Source organism: Tenacibaculum aquaeponti, from assembly GCF_052084715.1.
In the GTDB taxonomy this organism is placed as follows: domain Bacteria; phylum Bacteroidota; class Bacteroidia; order Flavobacteriales; family Flavobacteriaceae; genus Polaribacter.
On record NZ_CP197288.1, the window covers coordinates 2,308,692 to 2,328,145 of the forward strand.

A 19,454-nucleotide genomic window follows, 5' to 3' on the forward strand; every position below is an offset into this window, starting at 1 on the left:
ACTTATGCAAAAAAGATCACAACAATTACTTTTCTGGATTCTACAAATTGTTGGTTGGGGAATTCCATCCTTTTTAAATGGTTATGGTAAATATCTAACTAGTTCTGATAGATTGACAAAAAAATACATTCTCATTGAGACTTTGCTGTTCTTTCTTCTCGGAATTTTCTGGAGTACAATATTTAGAAACTATATTAAAAGTTTTTTAGAATCATTAGATACCTTAAAAAAAGAATTCTTAAAAGTTGTTGTGGTTTATTTTACTACATCTTTTAGCTATTCTTTATCTTTATTAGGGTTATCGTATTACACTTACAACCTAACTCATAAAAAAGATTTTGACATAAGCACAAACATGTTAATTTCTACATTTCTCAATATTTTCTTATTCATTCTTTTTTGGGCTTTATTTTATATTAGCATAAAAACAATTATAAATTCTAAAAAACGACGTATTGAATATTTACAATTACAGAGTTCTTTAAAAGACTCTCAACTAAATACTTTAAAAGGTCAGATTAATCCTCATTTTATGTTTAACAGCTTAAATAATATTCGTGGATTAATGTTAGAAGATGTAGAAAAAGCTAGAGATATGATTACTCGTTTATCGGAATTGCTTCGATATTCACTTTCTAAAAGTAGCGATAGTACGATTAAAGTTAAAGATGAATTAGAAATGGTGAATAATTTTATTGAGCTCTCTTATATTCAGTTTGAAGATCGATTGACTTATAAAGAAAATGTAGATCAAAATTTATTAACTCAAGAAATTCCTCCAATGATTATTCAAATGTTAATTGAAAATGCAATTAAACATGGAATTTCTCAACAGAAAAAAGGAGGAATAGTAACACTCGATATTTTTGAAGAAAGTAAAAACCTTTGTATTAAAGTAGCCAATACTGGTCAGATTGAAAAAGGAAAATCGTCTACTAAAATCGGATTGAAAAATATTAGTGATCGTCTTCAAATCTTATACGGAAATAATGCAAGTTTCAATTTAAATGAGACAGAAGATAAAGTAATTGCTCACATAAAACTTCCGTTATGAAAACTACATTAAAAGCTATTATTGTTGAAGATTCTAGATTGGCTAGAAAAGAATTACAACTTTTATTAAAAGAGCATCAACATATCGAAGTAATTGGTGAAGCAGAAAATGTTGATGATGCTTTTGAAATGATAAACACAACTTTTCCTGATATTCTATTTCTAGACATTAATATGCCAGAAAAAGATGGATTTGAATTGTTGGAAATGTTAGATGAAATTCCAAAAGTAATTTTTACCACAGCTTACGATGAATACGCCATAAAATCTTTTGAATACAATGCTTTCGATTATTTATTAAAGCCAATAAATAAAGATCGATTACAAAAGACTATAGATCGAATTGAAGTAGAAGAAAACGTAGAGAAAAACCTTAATAAACAATTCACTTTAACAAGTCAGGTTTTCTTGAAAGATGGTGAAGATTGTTGGATGGTAGCCATACAAGACATAACACTTTTTGAAATTGTTGGAAATTACACTCGCGTATATTTCAAAGACAAAAAACCTTTGATTTACAAATCGTTAAATAAAATAGAAAGTAGATTGCCTACAAACGCTTTTTTTAGAGTAAACAGACAACAGATAGTGAATTTAAATCATATTAAAAATGTAACTCCTTGGTTTAATGGAAAATTAAAATTTACTATGATAAATGCTACCGAAGTAGAAGTTTCTAGAAGACAATCTGTAAAGTTTAAACAAGAATTAGAATTATAATAAAGCTATTACTTTATCAGGAAAATCTGTAAAACAACCATCAATATTAGCTTCAAAAAGCAATGTATTTACATGTTCTTCAAACGAAGAAAAATCCCCCAATTGATCTGCTCTAAACGTATATGCATGAACTTTTAAACCTAATTTATGAGCATCTTCAACTAAAGAAGTGAATTGCCATTTTCCGTCAACTTTTTTATCAATTATTTGCTTATACCAAGGCCCAATTCCGTCTGCATAAGCCGCAAAATGTTGTAGTTTTTCTGTTTCTTCAGGAAATTCTATCAGTTGAATTAAGAATAAATCAGATTTTAAATCTTTACGAACACGTTCTAACTCTTTAGCATCAAAACACTGAAAAACACATTTATCAGCCTTTGTTTTATAACCATAATCTGAAAGAATTTCTAAAGTTATTTTTGCAATATCTTTTCCGTTTTCGTGATGAAATGCTGGATCTTTTATTTCAGGATAAATTCCAATATGATTACCTGTACTTTGATTTAAACCTTGGATTAACTCAATTTCTTGTTGAAATGAATGCAATCTAAAAATTCCTTTTCCTTTAGGAAAACGATTTGGATAGAATTGTTTTCCTGTTTTATGATCGAAACGTTCGCAAACATTCAGTTTTTGAATTTCTTCAAAAGTAAAATCGATTACATAAAATCGTCCATCTTCACGTTTTCTATCAGGAAACACTTCAGCAACATTAGTAACTTCATCTAAATGAATATCGTGAATCACCACAGGAACATCGTCTTTACTTAACACTAAGTCTTGTTCTATATAATCTGGTTGCATTGCGTAAGCCATCGCTTTTGCTTCCATTGTGTGTTCTGGTAAATATCCGGATGCTCCACGATGAGCTACAACAATTTTTTTCTCCATAGTTTTTGAAATTTGTTTTTCACTGGTTTTACATGAAAATAAGGCTAAAAATATTAGCGATAAACTAAGAAATTTCACAGTTTTTATTTTTGTTTAGCATAAATGTAGTTCATATTTTGAATAAAAAAAACCTTTTCTAAAAATTAGAAAAGGCTCAATAAGATTGCTTTGAAGATATAATTAACTATTTCCCATCTAAAAGTTGAATCAAAACAATTTATCTATTGATTAATTTTTTAAAGAATTCTAAAGTTTCTTGTTTATATATAATTAACAATGCAATACAAGCTGATAAAATCACTAAAGCTAAACAAAATAATGTTCCTCCATCACCTTCAACATTGGTTCCAATCACTAAAAAATGAGAAAAAACAGCACCTAAAATTATTCCTATTGATAGTAATAATCCTATAATTTTGGTTCTTGGTACTAAAAGTAAAATTGAAGTGATTAACTCTGCTATTCCAAGTCCTATTCTTCCAAAAGGTTCTAAACCTAAACTTGAAAAAATATGAACTGAATCTGGGTGTGCTGTAAATTTAAAATACAGTGTTTGAATAAAAATAACAGCAATTAAAATTCGTAGTAACCACGATAGAGTAGTTTTAGAAATCATATTTTGTTTGTTTAAAATTCTACTTCTTTTTTACAGTACAATTTTAGACAAACCTTAAAATGTAAAATGTAAGCTACTTTACATTTTCAATAAATTTATTGATTTTACTGATATCTGGAATAGAAATTTCTTTTTGAGAGTAATTTAAAAAACCTTCTTCTTCCAACTCTTTAAATAAGGAAATTATAGTTTGACGAGATGCACAAATTAATTGAGCATAATCTTTTTGAGTAAGGTAGTTTGGTAAAGTATACGATGAAGATGTAATTTCTTCTTTTTCTATGAGCATATTTAACAACAGTACTAAACGTGATTTAGCATCTTTAAATAATAAATTGCGATAATTGTTTTGAATACTTTTATATCTGAAACCGATAAACTTGATGTATTTAAGTGCAAAATCTGGCTTTTTTAATGTTAAATTCTCCAACCGTTCTTTTAAAAATGTACAGATAATTGCTTCTTCGGAAACTACTTTAAAAAAATTACTAACTTCCTCTGAACGTTCTAAATTTAAGTCTCCGAACAAATCTCCTTTTTGTAAAACATCAATTAAAGTTTCTTGACCTTGTTCACAAATACTAATCAGTTTGATTGTTCCTTTTTTTAAAAAATAAACACGTTCTTTTTCACTGTAAGGAAGTTGAATAATTTCATTTTTCTTCGATTTATTAAAACGTTTTAAAATACATAAACCATCTATTTCTTCGTAACTTAAGTTTTTAAAAAGCTTATGTTTATGTAAATACCAGTATTTTAATTTTGAAGACATGATTGATAAAAAAATTACATTTTCTAATATTATTTGTAGTCGAACAAAAAGTTAAAAAATTGCAAAAATTTAATTTTATATTTCAATGCTAAGCAGTAATTATACTAAAATATAGACTGTTCTGTTTCCGTCGTAAAAGCTTCTAAAAATTTCATTCCTCGGTATGAATTCCCTTTTTCGTTCAATTTCGGACTCCAAACTGTAATACAATATTTACCTGGATAAACTGCAACTATTCCTCCTCCTACACCACTCTTTCCGGGTAAACCAACTCGAAAAGAAAATTCACCAGATTCATCATAAAATCCACAAGTTTGCATAATTGCATTTACTCTTTTAGTTTTACTTAAATTTAAAACTTTAGTTCCTTTTGATGTGGTAAAGTTAGGGTTCGCCAAAAACATAAATACTTTTGATAATTCTTGGCAACTCATTTCAATTGCACAGATATGAAAATAAAAATCTAACACTTCTTCAGGTTCATTCTCTATATTTCCGAAAGATTTAATAAAATTACATAAAGCTTTGTTTCTGTAACCAACAGAAGCTTCAGATTTCGCAACTGCTTCAGAGTATATAATTTCACTCGAACTGCATAATTCTCTAATTGCAGCTAAAAAATCTTCTTTAGGGTTTTCATAATAACTAACCAACATATCGCAAATTACCATAGCACCACTATTCATAAAAGGATTTCTTGGTATACCTGCGTCAGATTCTAATTGAACTAAAGAATTAAAAGGTGTTCCTGAAGGTTCAACATCTACACGTTCCCAAATTTTATCTCCAAAAATTTGATAAGCGATACTTAAAGACAATACTTTTGAAATACTTTGAATTGAGAATTTTGTTTGCCAATTACCAACACCATATTCTTTGTTTTTAGTAGACAAGAGACAAACGCCAAAATTATTCGCATCTACTTTAGCTAATTCAGGTATATATGTAGCTATTGCTCCATCATTTTCTTCTGACGCTATTATATCATACAAATTTTCTAAAACTTGCTTGTAGTCAATTATTTTCTCTTCTAAACTCATTTTGTTCTTTTTTAAAACTTTTTGGCAGGCCAATGTAAAACAATTTATTTGAGTTCTAATTCATGAGGGAAATACTTTTTAACTAAAAAAGACTGCTTTAAAAACAGTCTTTTTTAAAAATATAATGCGTTTAAATTAGTACGCTCTCTTATTATTTCCTTCATAGAAATTAATAAATGCTTCATTTACTACTCTATGACCTCCAGGTGTAGGGTAATCTCCAGTGAAATACCAATCTCCTTTATGATCTGGACAAGAATTATGTAAACCTTCTACAGTTTGGTAAATGATTTCTACATCTGCATTTACTTCATCAGTTTTTAACATTTCACCAATCTTACCTGAAATTTGTTCATGTGTAAATGGAGCGTAAATTTCTTTTACAAAGTTTACTATGTCTTTATCTTCGTTTAATCTTTGAGCTTTACATTTTTCGTAAACTTCACCAACAATATGGTATTGATCTGTTTCTTTTAATAATTCTAAAGCAGCTTTAAAAGCAATAAAGTCGCCTATTTTAGCCATATCGATACCATAACAGTCTGGATAACGAATTTGTGGTGCAGAAGAAACAACAACAATTTTCTTTGGTGATAAACGATCTAAAATTCTAATAATACTTTTCTTTAGTGTTGTTCCTCTAACAATACTATCATCAATAATTACTAAATTATCAGTAGGTTTTACTACACCATATGTTACATCGTAAACATGAGCAACTAAATCATCTCTACTATTATCATCTGTAATAAACGTTCTTAGTTTAGCATCTTTAATTGCTATTTTTTCAAAACGTGGTCTTTCCGATAAAATTTCAGTTACTCTTTGAGCAGAAAGTTTTCCTCCTCCAGCTAAAATTTCAGTTGTTTTTTGTTGATTTAGTACATCTTCAGCAGCTTCCATCATTCCATAGAAAGAAGTTTCTGCCGTATTTGGAATATAGGTAAAAACAGAATTTGAAATATCATCGTTAATAGATTTTAAAACTTCAGGGAATACATATTTTCCTAAATTTTTTCTTTCCTGATAAATATCTGCATCACTACCTCTAGAAAAATAAATACGCTCGAAAGAACAAGACAATTTCTCGCGCTTTTTCATGACTTTTTCTATTGTAGTTTTTCCATTTTTCTTAATGATTAAAGCTTTACCTCTTGGTAATTCCTTTACTTCATCGATAGGAACATTAAATGTAGTTTGAATTACTGGTCTTTCTGAAGCTACAACTACTACTTCTTCATCTTCATACCAAAATGCTGGTCGAATTCCTGAAGGATCTCGTAATACAAAAGCATCTCCATGACCTAATAAACCTGCCATTGCATAACCACCATCCCAATTTCTAGAAGAACGTTTTAAAATCCTTTGAATATCTAAATGCTCTTCTATAAAAGGTGAAGCTTCTCTTTTGTTAAAACCAGCAGCTTTCGCTTTTTTATAAGTATCTGCCACTTCATCTTCTAAGAAATGACCGATTTTTTCCATAACTGTTACTGTATCTGTAGCTTCTTTAGGATGTTGTCCTAAAGTAATTAACTCTTTCATTAACTCTTTAGAGTTTGTCATGTTAAAGTTTCCTGCTACAATTAGATTTTTATGTTTCCAATTACTTTGTCGTAAAAATGGATGTACATTTTCAATACTATTTCCACCAAAAGTACCGTAACGAACGTGTCCTAAGAAAAGATTTCCGATATAAGGCATATTCTCTTCTTGCCAAGCAACATCATCTAATTTATCTTCGTTTTTCTCAAAAATATCATTGATTCTATTATTTATTTGACCAAAAATATCTTGAATTGGTTGATTTTTATTTGAACGTATTCTACTAATGTATCTTGTTCCTGGCTCAACATTATATTTTATACTAGCTAAACCAGCACCATCTTGTCCTCTGTTATGTTGCTTTTCCATTAACAAGTATAACTTGTTTAACCCATAAAAAGCTGTACCATATTTATCTTTATAATATTGAAGCGGTTTCTTTAACCTAACTAAAGCAATACCACATTCGTGCTTTAAAAAATCACTCATTATTATTTTTGTAAGTTGTGTTGTGTGTTTGAAACAAAAATCCGCGCAAAAAAGCGCGGATTTTCTATACTAATTCTATATTAAATTGTGTTAGTTGTTTAAATGCTTTTAAACGATTTTGAACTTCATCTTTCGTTAGCTCTTCCATTCGTTGTGTTCCAAATTTTTCAACACAGAAAGAAGCTAAATTAGATCCATAAATAATGGCATTCTTCATGTTTTCGAAAGAGTAATTTCCTGTTTTAGATAAATATCCACAGAATCCTCCTGCAAAAGTATCTCCTGCTCCAGTTGGATCGTAAACTTCTGCTAATGGTAAAGCTGGTGCATAAAACATATTATCATCATTAAATAATAATGCTCCGTGCTCTCCTTTTTTAATCACTACATATTTTGGTCCCATTTCGTGAATTTTCTTAGCTGCATTTACTAAAGAATATTCTCCACTTAACTGACGAGCTTCTTCATCGTTAATTGTAATTACATCAATTCTCTTTAACACTTCGTGTAAATCACTTAATGCAATATCCATCCAGAAATTCATTGTATCTAAAACAACTAATTTCGGACGCTCATTCATTTGATCTAAAACTGAAACTTGTGTTAATGGATGTAAGTTTCCTAACATTACAACTTCAGCATCTTTAAATGCGTCAGGTACAACTGGTGTAAAAGTTTCTAAAACATTTAGTTCTGTAACTAAAGTATCTCTAGAGTTCATATCGTTGTGATATCTTCCACTCCAAAAGAATGTTTTACCATCTTTTACAATCTCGATACCAGTAGTATCAATTCCTTTGTTCTGCATCATATCTAAATATGATTGAGGAAAATCTCCTCCTACTACAGATACTACTCCTGTTTCTACTCCAAATTGCGAAGCTGCTAAACCAACAAAAGTTCCCGAACCTCCTAATATTTTGTCAGTTTTACCAAAAGGTGTCTCTATTGCATCAAAAGCAACAGTTCCAACCGCTAATAGTTTACCCATTTATTAATTTTTATCAGTAATTTTGCACAATAACTGCACAAAACAATTTGTAAAGTGCAAAAATAGTTCTAAAAAATGACTATCAAAGAAATACAGGAAGAAATTATTGATGAGTTTTCAATGTTTGAAGACTGGATGGAGCGATACGAGTATATTATTGAATTAGGTAAATCGCTACCTCTTATTGCTGAAGATTATAAATTAGATGAAAATTTAATCAAAGGATGTCAATCAAAAGTTTGGATGCATTCTGAAATTAATGATGATAAAATTACTTACACAGCTGATAGTGATGCTATTCTTACAAAAGGAATTGTGGCGTTATTATTACGTGTCTATTCCAACCAAACTCCAAAAGCAATACTTGAAGCAGATACAAAGTTTATTGATGAAATTGGATTAAAAGAACATTTAAGTCCGACCAGAGCAAACGGATTAGTATCTATGGTAAAGCAAATTAAAATGTATGCGATTGCTCAGCAAACTAAATTAACAAATTAAAAATGACAGAGGAACAATTAGAAGATTTAGGAGATAAAATTGTAAGAGTTTTAAAGACAATTTACGATCCTGAAATACCGGTAGATATATACGAATTAGGATTAATTTATGATGTTTTTGTATCTGAAGAAAATGATGCTAAAATTTTAATGACATTAACATCACCTAACTGTCCTGTTGCTGAAACATTACCTGTTGAAGTAGAAGACAAGGTAAAAACCTTAAAAGAAATTAATGATTGTGAAGTAGAAATTACTTTTGATCCTACATGGACTAAAGAAATGATGAGTGAAGAAGCAAAATTAGAATTAGGAATGTTATAATATGGCAGACGAAATAGTAAATAGAGTAGCCAATAGTAAACTAGTAACTTTCGATCTCGAAGATTATTATGTTGAAGGGGAACGTGTTCTTTTTGATATTTCTGATTGGTTATATGAAGGTTTATTGCTTAAAGAAAAAGACTTTCGAGAACATGTAAAAAATCACGATTGGACTCAGTATAACGAAGCTTATGTTGCTCTATATTGTGCTACTGATGCTATTATTCCTTCATGGGCATATCTTTTAATTTCAACAGAATTAAATCAATTTGCAAAAAAAGTTGTCATTGGAAATTTAGAATTATTAGAAACAGTTATTTTTTCAGAAATTATAAATACCTTATCTTTAGACACTTTTAAGAATAAGCCTGTAATTATAAAAGGTTGCAGTAGTAAACCTATTCCTGAAAGCGCATATCCTCTATTAATATCAAAAATTCAACCTGTAGTAAAATCCATCATGTACGGTGAAGCCTGTTCTACAGTTCCACTGTTTAAAAAGAAATAAATATTATTGTTTTTATATGAGGAAAGTATTATTGTTTTTTTGTCTTAGTATAAGTTTTACTATTTTTTCTCAAGAAGAAGAGAAAAAAAAAGATAGTGTTTCAAAAAACTGGAAATTTAACACTAAAATCACTTTTCTCTTAAATCAATCTACCTTCTCAAATTGGACAGCTGGTGGGGCAAACACTGTAGCAGGTAATATTAATATAGTTCAGGATTTAAATTATAAAAGAGAAAATTGGAACTGGGATAATAAAATTATTTCTAATTACGGTTTAAGTTATGTGGATGATAAAGGTACTCGAAAAACTGACGATCGTTTAGAGTACAATACTCTAGTAGGTTATAAATCTAAAAAGAATCATTGGTTCTTTTCTTTTATTAGCAATTTAAGAACTCAATACACTAGAGGTTTCGATTACACTAAAGACCCTAAAGTTGCTACTTCTGATCCTTTTTCACCTGCTTATTTAAGTTTTGGACCTGGAATGCTCTGGAAAAAATCTAAAACAAAATATATAAACATAGCACCATCAACTTCTCGTTTTACATTTGTATCTGATAAGTTTTCTGGTAGTTTTGGTGTTGAAGAAGGTAAAAACTCTAGTTTCAGTTTAGGTTTTAATCTTTCTTCTTATTATAAATTCAATTTAGCAAAAAACATTTCTATGGAAAACATTTTTGCTTTGTATTCTGATTATCTTGATAGACCTGAAAATATAGATATAGATTATCAAATCAACTTATTAATGAAAATTAATAAGTATTTATCAACCAATTTAGGCTTTCATACAATTATTGATGACAATGCTTCTACTAGAATTCAATTCAAACAATTATTTGGACTAGGATTAAATTATATTATTTAATTAAGTGACTTTTTCGATATATCTTTGTCTTAAGTCTTTTAGAGACTAATATCATAAAATCAAAATAATTAAAAAACATGAAAAAATTAGTTATAGCTGTAGCTTTATTAATAAGTAATTTTTCATTCGCTCAAACTATTGAAGAGCTAAAAGCTGAAAAGTCAAAGAAAGCCGCTGAGGCAGCAAAACTACAAGGAGAAGTAGATGCACTGCAAGCAAAGATTGATGCTTTTCCAGGTTGGAAGTTTAGTACTTTTGGAACAATTGGTGCTAACTTTTCTGGATTTAACGATTGGTTTTCTAATGCTGTACCAAACTCTTCAGCAGGTAACATAGGTATTACTGTAAATGGGATTGCTAATTTAGACCGCGAAAAATATTTCTGGAGAAACTCTGCAAATTTAAATTTAGGTTGGGTTAAAATCGATGATAAAGATGACCCGAACGATGATACTCGATTCAGAGGAACAACTGATGTATTTACAATTACCTCGCTTTATGGTTATAAATTAACTAAAAACATAGCTGTTTCTACATTAGGAGAATATAGAACATCTTTCATTGAAAACTTTAATGATCCAGGTTATTTAGATATCGGGGTTGGTGCAACTTGGACTCCTTTAAAAGAGTTAGTAGTAGTTGTACACCCTATTAACTATAACTTTGTTTTTAGTAGCTCTGGTACAACTTTCGATTCTTCTTTAGGAGCAAAGATTGTTGCAGATTATAATAGAACTATTGGTAAATTTAAATTCAGATCTAACTTTTCTACATTCCAAAGTTATAAATCTTCAGATTTATCAAACTGGACTTGGATAAACTCTTTAGGTTTCAATATTTGGAAAGGAATTGGAGTTGGTCTTGAAACTGGTTTAAGAAATAACAGACAAGAGACGTTTAACTCTCCGTTAACAAGCTTTACTAGCTTAGAAAATACTCCAACAACAATTCAATCTTATTGGTTAGTTGGTTTAAGTTACGGATTCTAATATTAGAAATTAAACAAAATATAGGCCCCAAGATTTTATATCCTTGGGGTTTTTTTATTTTTACAAAAAATTTAAAAATGGGACTACTTTTTTTCTACGGAACAATTTCAATACTTTTTTCTTTTTTATGCTCTATTTTAGAAGCTGTATTATTAAGTGTTACACCTACTTTTGTTAACTTAAAAAAGAATGAAGGAAAATCTTTTGCTAATGGATTAGAAGAACTTAAAAAAGATGTAGACAAACCTTTAATTGCCATTTTAACGTTAAATACAATTGCGCATACTGTTGGTGCTATTTTAGTTGGTTCTCAAGCAGAAACTGTATTTAAAGGAGAAGAGTCTACAGGGATTTTTAGCGGAGTATTTATTGTTTCTGCTATTATGACTATTTTAATCTTAGTGGCTTCAGAAATTATCCCTAAAACCATTGGTGCTACTTATTGGAAATCTTTAGCTGGTTTTACTACAACGACTCTAAACATTTTAATAACTATTTTAAAATACACTGGAATTATCTGGGTCTTACAGCTTTTTACCAAAATGTTTGGTAAAGGAGGACATGGAGAAAGTGTTTTGAGTAGAGAAGATTTTTCTGCAATGACTGAAATAGCTGAAAAAGAAGGTGTTTTTCAAGAAAATGAAAGTAAGGTAATTAAAAACATGCTTAGCTTTAAAGAAGTTTCTGCTAAACATATCATGACTCCTCGTACTGTATTAAAAACTGCAGACGCTTCTCAGACTATAAAATCTTTTTTTGACGAGAATGCTAATTTACGTTTTTCACGTATTCCTTTATACTCTGGAAGTAGTGATAATATAATAGGATACTTTTTAAAAGATCAACTCTTAGAAGCTATAATAAAAGGTAATGGAGAGGAAAAACTAGAAACAATTAAGAGAAATATTATTATTACGAAAAGAGATTTACCTATTCCTCAACTTTTTGAAAACTTAATAGAACAAAGAGAACATATCGCTTTAGTGGTTGATGAATATGGTTCTGTTAGTGGTATTGTTACCCAAGAAGATGTAATTGAAACTTTATTAGGTTTAGAAATTATGGATGAAAGTGATAATGTTGCTAATCTTCAAAACTTAGCTAGAAAAAGTTGGGAACAAAGAGCTAAAAGATTAGGAATTATAGAATAATAATTCATTTTAAAAGGATACTACAGAACACGATTATTATTTTGAATAATCGTGTTTTTTTGTTTAGTATTCATTCTTAAATAGAATAATCATTCTTAAAAAGTAAAAAGTCGTTAGTAAAACCTATTTAAAACTAGTTTTAAACTATTATTCTGCTTATTAAAGGATATTAAAAAAAACAAAAATAAAACCTCCTTAAACTCTCTAAAAAGAAAAAACCGATGCAATTTGCATCGGTTTTGTATATGAGTAGTAGCTAGAATTAGCTATTAGTCGTTAATTGTCCAAGAAATATAATATAAACTACCAATATTTCCTGTTCCTGGAGCAACTTGAAACTCCTTACCTAGCAAGTTAGTTCCTCCAATTTTAAATTTAGATTTTATAGATGGAATTCTATAGTTTAATTGCGCATCTAATACTGTTCTTGCATCTACATTTCCTTTTACAAATGGAGAAACCCATCTGTATTTGTCTAACCATCTTGCATTAACGTTAAATCCAAAATTCTTGAAAAGATTATTATTTCCAAACTGAGCTTTTACTGTGTGCTTAGGTGTATTAAAGTTAGGCTCAAAGAATCCATTATCTTCATCATCGAAAGTAAAATCGATATAACTATAGTTTAATCCTAAATCGAAGCTTTCGAAAATTTTAGTTGATAAAGCAACACTAGCTCCAAAAGAATTTACTCTAGATTTACTATTTGTTACGATATTAAATTCTTGAACTAATAATTCTCCTGATGGACCTAAGTTTGTAAATGCGTATTGTGCAAAAGCATCCCAAACTAAAACTCCATCAACAATGTTACCAGCTTGAATTAACGGATCTGCTAATTCAGCAGCAGTTAATTGTCTGTTTCCAAAAGGATAAACCTGACCTAATTTTGGAGTTACAATATCTTGGAAGAATACAAAATCGTTATGGAAACTATAAAAACCATTAATATCAATGTTAATATTATTAGTATCTGTAATTCCGAACATACTTCTATATCCTAGTTCGATAGTTTGTACTTCTTCTGGCTTAATCTCTTCATATTCTGACTTTACATATGTAAAATCTGTAAATACAGTTTCGGTAAGTAAAGAGTTGTTGATGATATCATCCCCAGAAATTACACCGTCAATTACAGTAGGAACTCCTAAAACATTTAATGTAATATCTTGACCTATTGCAATTCTATCTAAGTTAGCTCTAGATGTTCCAACATTGATTTTTCTTCCTGGTTGGTTGAATAAATACTGCTCTTGAATTGTTGGGTTTCTAAAACCTGTTTGGAAAGATGCTCTAATGATGTGATTTTTATCTTCACCTAAAGCATAATTCACTGCAAAACGTGGTGAGTAATTTCCATCGAAATTCTGAGATTTATCGTAACGAATAGAAGCTGTTAACTTTAATCTATCATCTAATAATTTCTTTTGAATTTGAGAGTAAATACCATATTCATTTACTGTAATAGGTTGCGTAGCATCGTTAAAGATTGTTCCTTTAGAATCTGGATTGTACTGTCTGAATGATCCTCCAACTTGAACATCTGCCCAATCGTTAATTAAACTAGTAAAATTATAATTACCATCGATATGAGAATAAGAACTTCTGTCATAAATTCTACTACCACCTTCTGTAATTAAAGTAGATGTAATATTTTCAAACTCTGTTCTAAAACCATTACTTCCTGGTTGTAAAGTAAAACTATCTGCGTACTCTCTTGCACTTTGTAAAATATCTGTATCTGCAGTTAAATTATTAAAATCTACTCCTGCTCTATCTAATCCAATTAAATAGTCTACACCCCAGTTACCTACAGTATTTCCAGCTGAAGATCGTGCTGTTAATAATGCTCCTGTAATATCTAGATTATAAGATCTTCCAGCATCGTTTCTTGTGTAATAAGTTCTTACATAAAAGTTATCTCCTTTAACTTCGAATTTAGACTGACCAATGTAGTAATCTCTTTGAGAAAATCTAGAAGAACTTCCTTGTAATAAGTTATTCCCCATAGCTAATCTTGTAGCTAAAATTAATTCTAAAGATTCATCTTTGAAAGGTCTGTAATGAAAAGAAGTTGAGAATTTTAAATTTTTAGATTTGTCATCCATTAATAAATCACGTTCTGCAAAACCAGTTCTACTAACTCTTGCGTCTTGAGGTAAATTTATTCCGAAAAATCTGCGGCCAATATCCTGAACACTAATACTATTATTAAATTCATCTCCGTAAATATTTACACCATCATAATTTAATGGGCTGTTTGCAACTCCTTCAGTGATTTCATTAGTATCGATTAATTTGTTACTTGTATCATTAGCTAACCATTCCGCAGCTTCAAAATAAGAGAAGTTAACTTTAGCTGCAAAAGACTCACTAAACTTGTAAGCTAATCTGGCTGATAAATCATAAAATAAATTATCTCCAGCAAGATTTTGACTTGTATATCCTGTTTTAAACAGTGTGCTAATTCCTGTGAAATCAAAAGGGCTTTTAGTATTCATTAACATAATACCGTTATATGCATTTGCTCCATATAAAGCTGAAGATGCACCTGGTAAGATTTCTACGTTATTAATGTCTAGCTCATTTACACCAGATAGGTTACCAGCACTAAAGTTTAATGCAGGAGCAGCTGTATCCATACCATCTACCATTTGCACAAATCTAGAGTTGCTAAAATCAGCAAATCCTCTTGTGTTGATAGATTTAAATCCATAACTACCCTCTCTAGCATTAATACCTTTTAAGCTTACTAATCCATCATAAAAAGAGTTAGATGTTGTTCTTCTTATATCTGTTAATCCGAATCTTTCGATAGTTACAGGAGATTCAATAATTCTTTCCGGAACTCTAGATGCAGAAATTACAACCTGATCTAACAATAAGTTTTCTTTAAGAATTACATTAATTTTTTGCCCAACTCTTTCAACATCTACATATTCTGTTTGATGACCAAACGCAGAAATCTCTATAGTTTGTGGTAAATTACCTTTAATCGTAATTTCAAAATTACCACTCATGTCAGATAATGCAGAGTTTGATCCACTTGTTATCTTAGCATTATAAAAAGGCTCTAAGTATTCATTATATACTACACCTTTTATCTTCACCTGTGCAAAAGTAGAGATAGCACACAGCGTGAAAACAATCATTACTAATTGTTTCTTCAACATTTTAATTATATTAAGGATTGGAAATTATTCTTCTAACGAAAAGTTTATTGGGAAACCGTATTTTACAGCAACTGGTTTACCATCTTTTCTAGCAGGTTTAAATTTAGGTAATTTAGTTACTACTCTTTTAGCTTCTTCGTTTAAAATATCAGCATTTTCTGGCCCTAAGGTTTTAATGTTTTTAACCTCACCATTTTTGTCGATAATAAAACGCACCCACACTTCTCCTTCTACAGTATTTCTTACAGCTTCAGCAGGATATCTAAAGTGCTTTTGAATATGTAACATCATTTCTGTGTTAAAACAATCAATCATATCACCCTTCTTTGCTGAATCACAATCTGAAAAAGCAGGAATTTTATCAACAGTATTAAACCTGTCGGCTTTTCTTACTTCTTCTTCAGACAAACTATTCGTTAAAGCAGCAATACTATTTGATGCTGACTTCTTTTTTAGTGAAAGTTTACTTGAAATACCAGAGTTGTTTGCAATTGTAGAAATACCTGAAGAGTTTAAGCTACCAGCTCCTGAAACAGCTGTTTTCTTTCTAGACTCTCTTTTCTTTAAGAATCTTCTTTTAGAAGCAGAAACACGCACAGTGATCTGTCTATTCCTTTTGTCTTTCTTGTTCTTAGCAGGCTTGATTGAACATTTTGTAATACTATTCAAATCTTCCAATGTAGTTTCTTCAGGAGTATCACATGTGTCCTGACTAAAACTATTAAGGGATAATAATAATACTACAAGTAAATAAAATTTTCTCATACTTTTAACATTTACTAATTTACTGTAGCAGTTGTTTGGTTCTTTACAGACCGCAAAATTACTTTTTTTTTTTCAAAAAACAAAATAAAAACTCATTTACATTAACGCTAACAAAAAAAAACAGAGGTAGTTACCTCTCTTTAAATTGTTTTTTTACGCTATCTATAGCTTAATTATTAATGATCCAAGAGATATAATATTGTGACCCTATAGTACCTGCACTAGTTGCACTAATATATTCTTCACCTGTTAAATTAGTTGCTCCTACTTTAATAAAAGACTTAAGAGATGGTATTGTGTAATTTAACTGTGCATCTAAAACAAAACGACTATCTAAGACTCTATCAACAAATCTTGTTTGGTATAAAAATTCATCTTGCCATCTTACATTTGTTGAAAAACCGAAATTTTTAAACAATCTATCATTACCAAATTGAGCTTTTACGGCATGTTTTGGAGCATTGAAAAAAGGTTTAAAATCGATATCAGTTTCTTCGATAGTAAAGTCAGAAAACGCATAACTGGTTGATAAATCAAAATTACCAAAAAGTTTCGTGCTAAAACCTGCAGAAAATCCAAAAACTTGTAGTTCAGAATCTATATTAGTTGTTATAGAATATCTTTGAAAATCGTTATTTGCTATCGCCAAAGCAGCATTAGAAGTTGGATTGTTTACATCTCCGTAAAAAGGAACAACCACATCTGTAGGTGTTATAAAATCGTTGTGTAAGTTATAATAACCAACAATATCAAACTCGAATAATTTTCCAGCTACATCTAAAGCTCCTCTATACCCTAATTCAAAAGATTGTACTGTTTCCGGCTTAACTAATTCAAAATCAGAAACTTGTAAAAGTAATGAATTTACTACACCTAAATTTCCACTGACAGCATTTGATCTAAAGTCCGTTTGAAATGCATCTACAGAAGATGCTGTATATGAATTGTTAAATGCAGAAGTACCAAAAATAGTGACCGATTGAGTTGGGTCAGATATAAATTGCCTTGTTACAACTTCTCTTGTTAAGTTTTCTTCTACTGATCCTAATAACACTATGTTTCCTAGTGTTAATCCTAGGTATTGATTTTGTGATGTTGGGTTTCTAAATCCTGTTTGGAAACCAATTCTAAAGTTATGATCTCTTTTTTCTCCTGCTGCATACGAAATTGTTGCCCTTGGCGAAAAATTACCTTCAAAGTTTCTTGATTTATCAAAACGCACTGTTCCCGTTAATTTTAACCTATCATCAATAAATTTCTTTTGAACTTGAGTATATAAACCATACTGTCTATACCTTAAAACACCATCATCGTCGGTGTAAACCTGACCATTTGAATCTAATGCAAAACTTCTAAAACTACCACCAACTTGAATATCTGCGAAATCAATAAAATCAGCAAAATTATAGTTAGCATCTACATGGTAATAACCTGAGTTTTCAGATAATAAAGCTCCTCCATCTGCTAAAGTGGTTTCTTTTGCTAATTTTAACGCATTTTGATATGTTGAGGAAGTAACACTTGGGAAATCTCGATTTACAAAACCTCTTGCTGTTAAATGAGCTTGATCACTCGTCAGTCCACTTGCTAAAGAAGAAAAGTAAGCTCCCGCGTATTCTTGAAAATATACTCTATTATCTTTCCAAGCACTTCCAACAAAAACTCCTGCTAGGTTTGTGTCTATTGTTTTACCTGCGTCATTTTCGTTGTAATAACCTCTAACAAAATAGTTTTTATCTCTTACTTCAAATCTAAATTGTTGCATAGATGAATTAGATTGATCATATCTATTACTAGATTGAGTAATATTATCACCTATAGTGAATTTAGAACCAAAAATGATTTCTGCTCCTTGTTCTCCCCATGGTCTAAAGTGCAATGAACCATCAAAAAGCAAACTATTCACATCATAGTCAATCATATCTCTTTCTGCAAAACCAGTTCTACTAACCCTTTGTCTTTCAACACCGTTAATACCAGAAATTAATCCTAATGGATTTAAACCAAATAAAGGAGAAGTAGGATCTGCAGCGAAAGGTGTTGCCAACAATGCTAAATCAACTAAGTTAAGGCTAACTTCATCTCCATAAACATTAACTCCATTATAATTTGGATTATCTAAATGACTAAATCCTTGTCCATTGATATCGCTTCTATCATTAGCTACCCAATCTTCACCTTGAATATATTTTATACTAGCCTTAGCAGCAAAATGATCACTAAATTTGTAAGCCATTCTAGTACTTACATCATAATAAGCATACGCTCCTCTATCTTCTTGAGTTGTAATCCCAGACTGAAGAGCAACACTTACACCACTATCGTCAAAAGGGTTTTTACTTGTCATTAATAAGATTCCATTAAAAGCATTAGCCCCATATAATGCAGAAGCTGCTCCCGGAAGTATTTCTACGTTTTTAACATCAAGATCAACCAAACCAGATAAATTACCTAAAGCGTAATCGAATACAGGAACTGCAGTATCAACTCCATCAACTAATTGAACAAATCTGTTATTCTCAGTACTAATAAACCCTCTATTAGAACCAATTGCTTTAGTAAGTAAATTATTATCTAAAACATCAATTCCTTTTAGATTACCTAAAGACTGATAAAAATTAGGAGATGGGGTTCTTTTAATTGATTTCCCATCAATTCTTTCAATTGTCACAGGAGATTCTATAACTCGTTCTGGAGTTCTAGATGCTGAAACTACAACTTGATCTAACCCTAAAGTTTCCTTTAAAATCACATTTAAATCATCATCAGCACTAGAAACTTGAATTGTTTCTGTTTGATAACCTATTAAAGATACTGTAATTGTTACGGGGAACTTTTTTACTCTTACTACAAATTCGCCATCAAAATTTGAACTTGTTGTTTTTCCTTCACTTGTTTTTACAGTTGCTCCAGGAAAAGGTTCTAAATATTCATCGAATACTAAACCTTTAACTTCTGTTTGAGCAAACAAAAAATAACTGCCAAATATAAAAAGCAGCATGAGTAATTTTTTGACCATTGCTTATAAGTTTTGATTAATTGAATTTAACTGAGAAGTA

General features: G+C 30.1%; 17 protein-coding genes. 8 read left to right on the forward strand and 9 right to left on the reverse strand.

Translation table 11 applies throughout. The features are described 5' to 3' along the window. The first annotated feature begins 4 nt into the window (after window positions 1-4). A complete protein-coding gene (locus ACSIGC_RS10360) occupies window positions 5-1,054 on the forward strand; it encodes a sensor histidine kinase (RefSeq protein ID WP_442264750.1) in 1,050 nt (349 codons plus the stop codon). After that, entirely contained in the window at window positions 1,051-1,773 is a 723-nt protein-coding gene (locus ACSIGC_RS10365) for a LytR/AlgR family response regulator transcription factor (protein ID WP_442264751.1), read from the forward strand. The genes ACSIGC_RS10360 and ACSIGC_RS10365 overlap by 4 nt, the downstream gene beginning before the upstream one ends. Here ACSIGC_RS10365 and glpQ read toward each other — a convergent pair. From glpQ to ACSIGC_RS10395, 6 genes are all read right to left on the reverse strand, one after another. Further along, window positions 1,768-2,742: a glycerophosphodiester phosphodiesterase gene (glpQ, locus tag ACSIGC_RS10370; RefSeq protein ID WP_442264752.1), complete on the reverse strand. Its 975-nt coding sequence runs from the start codon at window positions 2,740-2,742 to the stop codon at window positions 1,768-1,770. The two genes, ACSIGC_RS10365 and glpQ, sit on opposite strands and share 6 nt — an antisense overlap. A 139-nt stretch (window positions 2,743-2,881) precedes the next feature. Continuing rightward, entirely contained in the window at window positions 2,882-3,280 is a 399-nt protein-coding gene (locus ACSIGC_RS10375; protein ID WP_442264753.1) for a DoxX family protein, read from the reverse strand. 73 nt (window positions 3,281-3,353) lie between these two features. Beyond that, window positions 3,354-4,052: a Crp/Fnr family transcriptional regulator gene (locus ACSIGC_RS10380; RefSeq protein WP_442264754.1), complete on the reverse strand. Its 699-nt coding sequence runs from the start codon at window positions 4,050-4,052 to the stop codon at window positions 3,354-3,356. A 104-nt stretch (window positions 4,053-4,156) separates the two neighbouring features. Next, a complete protein-coding gene (locus ACSIGC_RS10385) occupies window positions 4,157-5,071 on the reverse strand; it encodes a glutaminase (RefSeq protein ID WP_442267758.1) in 915 nt (304 codons plus the stop codon). A gap of 156 nt (window positions 5,072-5,227) precedes the next feature. Beyond that, window positions 5,228-7,126 (reverse strand): amidophosphoribosyltransferase, encoded by a 1,899-nt coding sequence (locus ACSIGC_RS10390; RefSeq protein WP_442264755.1) that lies wholly within the window; start codon window positions 7,124-7,126, stop codon window positions 5,228-5,230. Window positions 7,127-7,190: 64 nt separating this feature from the next. Next, window positions 7,191-8,117: a PfkB family carbohydrate kinase gene (locus tag ACSIGC_RS10395; protein ID WP_442264756.1), complete on the reverse strand. Its 927-nt coding sequence runs from the start codon at window positions 8,115-8,117 to the stop codon at window positions 7,191-7,193. A 75-nt stretch (window positions 8,118-8,192) separates the two neighbouring features. Here ACSIGC_RS10395 and ACSIGC_RS10400 point away from each other — a divergent pair, with 75 nt between their 5' ends. The 6 genes from ACSIGC_RS10400 (at window position 8,193) to ACSIGC_RS10425 (ending at window position 12,457) form a co-directional block, all read left to right on the forward strand. Beyond that, entirely contained in the window at window positions 8,193-8,618 is a 426-nt protein-coding gene (locus ACSIGC_RS10400; protein ID WP_442264757.1) for a SufE family protein, read from the forward strand. A gap of 2 nt (window positions 8,619-8,620) precedes the next feature. Continuing rightward, window positions 8,621-8,941 carry a DUF59 domain-containing protein gene (locus ACSIGC_RS10405; protein ID WP_442264758.1) on the forward strand — a complete coding sequence of 107 codons (321 nt, stop codon included), beginning with the start codon at window positions 8,621-8,623 and terminating at the stop codon, window positions 8,939-8,941. A 1-nt stretch (window position 8,942) separates the two neighbouring features. Then, the gene (locus ACSIGC_RS10410; RefSeq protein ID WP_442264759.1) at window positions 8,943-9,449 is read left to right on the forward strand and encodes a DUF2480 family protein; all 507 of its coding nucleotides are present in this window, start codon (window positions 8,943-8,945) and stop codon (window positions 9,447-9,449) included. A 16-nt stretch (window positions 9,450-9,465) separates the two neighbouring features. Beyond that, window positions 9,466-10,317: a DUF3078 domain-containing protein gene (locus ACSIGC_RS10415; RefSeq protein ID WP_442264760.1), complete on the forward strand. Its 852-nt coding sequence runs from the start codon at window positions 9,466-9,468 to the stop codon at window positions 10,315-10,317. Between the two features lie 77 nt (window positions 10,318-10,394). Further along, window positions 10,395-11,306, forward strand: coding sequence for a DUF3078 domain-containing protein (locus ACSIGC_RS10420; RefSeq protein ID WP_442264761.1), 912 nt, complete (start codon window positions 10,395-10,397; stop codon window positions 11,304-11,306). 77 nt (window positions 11,307-11,383) lie between these two features. Further along, a complete protein-coding gene (locus ACSIGC_RS10425; RefSeq protein WP_442264762.1) occupies window positions 11,384-12,457 on the forward strand; it encodes a CNNM domain-containing protein in 1,074 nt (357 codons plus the stop codon). 269 nt (window positions 12,458-12,726) lie between these two features. Here ACSIGC_RS10425 and ACSIGC_RS10430 read toward each other — a convergent pair whose 3' ends face one another. The 3 genes from ACSIGC_RS10430 to ACSIGC_RS10440 form a co-directional block, all read right to left on the reverse strand. Then, a complete protein-coding gene (locus ACSIGC_RS10430; RefSeq protein ID WP_442264763.1) occupies window positions 12,727-15,630 on the reverse strand; it encodes a TonB-dependent receptor domain-containing protein in 2,904 nt (967 codons plus the stop codon). A 24-nt stretch (window positions 15,631-15,654) separates the two neighbouring features. Beyond that, window positions 15,655-16,395, reverse strand: a complete 741-nt coding sequence (locus ACSIGC_RS10435) for an energy transducer TonB (protein WP_442264764.1) — start codon at window positions 16,393-16,395, stop codon at window positions 15,655-15,657. A gap of 169 nt (window positions 16,396-16,564) precedes the next feature. Continuing rightward, the gene (locus tag ACSIGC_RS10440; protein WP_442264765.1) at window positions 16,565-19,396 is read right to left on the reverse strand and encodes a carboxypeptidase-like regulatory domain-containing protein; all 2,832 of its coding nucleotides are present in this window, start codon (window positions 19,394-19,396) and stop codon (window positions 16,565-16,567) included. Window positions 19,397-19,454: the final 58 nt, after the last annotated feature.

Excerpts from the sequence above, each read along its gene's own strand:
- ACSIGC_RS10360 (WP_442264750.1), top strand. The coding sequence starts at position 5 with ATGCAAAAAAGATCACAACAATTACTTTTCTGGATTCTACAAATTGTT.
- ACSIGC_RS10365 (WP_442264751.1), top strand. The coding sequence starts at position 1,051 with ATGAAAACTACATTAAAAGCTATTATTGTTGAAGATTCTAGATTGGCT.
- ACSIGC_RS10375 (WP_442264753.1), bottom strand. The coding sequence starts at position 3,280 with ATGATTTCTAAAACTACTCTATCGTGGTTACTACGAATTTTAATTGCT.
- ACSIGC_RS10380 (WP_442264754.1), bottom strand. The coding sequence starts at position 4,052 with ATGTCTTCAAAATTAAAATACTGGTATTTACATAAACATAAGCTTTTT.
- ACSIGC_RS10390 (WP_442264755.1), bottom strand. The coding sequence starts at position 7,126 with ATGAGTGATTTTTTAAAGCACGAATGTGGTATTGCTTTAGTTAGGTTA.
- ACSIGC_RS10395 (WP_442264756.1), bottom strand. The coding sequence starts at position 8,117 with ATGGGTAAACTATTAGCGGTTGGAACTGTTGCTTTTGATGCAATAGAG.
- ACSIGC_RS10400 (WP_442264757.1), top strand. The coding sequence starts at position 8,193 with ATGACTATCAAAGAAATACAGGAAGAAATTATTGATGAGTTTTCAATG.
- ACSIGC_RS10405 (WP_442264758.1), top strand. The coding sequence starts at position 8,621 with ATGACAGAGGAACAATTAGAAGATTTAGGAGATAAAATTGTAAGAGTT.
- ACSIGC_RS10410 (WP_442264759.1), top strand. The coding sequence starts at position 8,943 with ATGGCAGACGAAATAGTAAATAGAGTAGCCAATAGTAAACTAGTAACT.
- ACSIGC_RS10415 (WP_442264760.1), top strand. The coding sequence starts at position 9,466 with ATGAGGAAAGTATTATTGTTTTTTTGTCTTAGTATAAGTTTTACTATT.
- ACSIGC_RS10420 (WP_442264761.1), top strand. The coding sequence starts at position 10,395 with ATGAAAAAATTAGTTATAGCTGTAGCTTTATTAATAAGTAATTTTTCA.
- ACSIGC_RS10425 (WP_442264762.1), top strand. The coding sequence starts at position 11,384 with ATGGGACTACTTTTTTTCTACGGAACAATTTCAATACTTTTTTCTTTT.
- ACSIGC_RS10430 (WP_442264763.1), bottom strand. The coding sequence starts at position 15,630 with ATGTTGAAGAAACAATTAGTAATGATTGTTTTCACGCTGTGTGCTATC.
- ACSIGC_RS10435 (WP_442264764.1), bottom strand. The coding sequence starts at position 16,395 with ATGAGAAAATTTTATTTACTTGTAGTATTATTATTATCCCTTAATAGT.
- ACSIGC_RS10440 (WP_442264765.1), bottom strand. The coding sequence starts at position 19,396 with ATGCTGCTTTTTATATTTGGCAGTTATTTTTTGTTTGCTCAAACAGAA.